Source organism: Streptomyces sp. RP5T (assembly GCF_003933965.1).
Taxonomy (GTDB): Bacteria; Actinomycetota; Actinomycetes; order Streptomycetales; family Streptomycetaceae; genus Streptomyces.
On record NZ_RSAJ01001157.1, the window covers coordinates 1 to 1,001 of the forward strand.

The following is a 1,001-nucleotide window of genomic DNA, read 5'->3' on the forward strand; positions in this document are numbered from 1 at the left end:
GGCAGGAGCAGCGGGGCCGCGTCCGCCAGGTACAGGGAGACCCAGCCGTCCTTGCCGGGCAGGGCGCCCGCTCCGGCCCACACGATCTCTCCGGCGGCGGTGAGCTCGTCGAGCATCGCCGGGGTGTAGTTCGTGACGCGGGAGGGCAGGACGAGCTTCTCCAGGGCGGAGGCGGGCACGGAGGCGCCCTGCAACTGCTCGACCGCACGCACCAGTCCGTCGATGCCGCGCAGGGAGTGGCCCCTGCCGATGTGCTGCCACTGCGGCAGGAACTGGGCGAGGGCCGGGGGCGGCACCGGCTCGAGTTCGTGGCGCAGGGCCGCCAGGGAGCGGCGCCGCAGGCGGCGGAGCACGTTCGCGTCGCACCACTCCTGGCCGATGCCCGCGGGGTGGAACTCTCCCTGTACGACGCGTCCGCTCGCCGCCAGGCGCTGCAACGCGCCCTCGGTGACCGCCGTGCCCAGGCCGAAGCGGGCGGCGGCCGTCGCCGAGGTGAAGGGGCCGTGGGTACGGGCGTAGCGCGCGAGGAGGTCGCCGAGGGGGTCCTTGACCGGTTCCGTGAAGGCTTCCGGGACGCCGACCGGCAGCGCTGTGCCCAGGGCGTCGCGCAGGCGGCCCGCGTCCTCGATCGCCGCCCAGTGGTCCGCGCCCGCGACCCGGACCTTGATCGTGCGGCGGGCTCCGGCGAGGTCCTTCGCCCACTGCGGCTCGGCGCCCCGCTCGGCCAGCTCGGCGTCGGTGAGCGGGCCGAGGACGCGGAGGAGGTCCGCGACGCCCTCGGCGTCCTTGACCCGGCGGTCCTCGGAGAGCCACTGGAGCTCCCGCTCCAGCTCGGTCAGGACCTCGGCGTCGAGCAGCTCGCGCAGTTCCGCCTGGCCCAGCAGCTCGGCCAGCAGACGCGAGTCCAGGGAGAGGGCCGCCGCCCGGCGCTCGGCGAGGGGCGAGTCGCCCTCGTACAGGAACTGGGCGACGTAGCCGAAGAGGAGGGAGCGGGCGAACGG

1 pseudogene is annotated in these 1,001 nt (G+C 75.5%); it reads right to left on the reverse strand.

The window, feature by feature from the left end:
* A pseudogene (locus EHS43_RS45110) lies at nt 1-1,001 on the reverse strand (DEAD/DEAH box helicase); the annotation flags it as partial.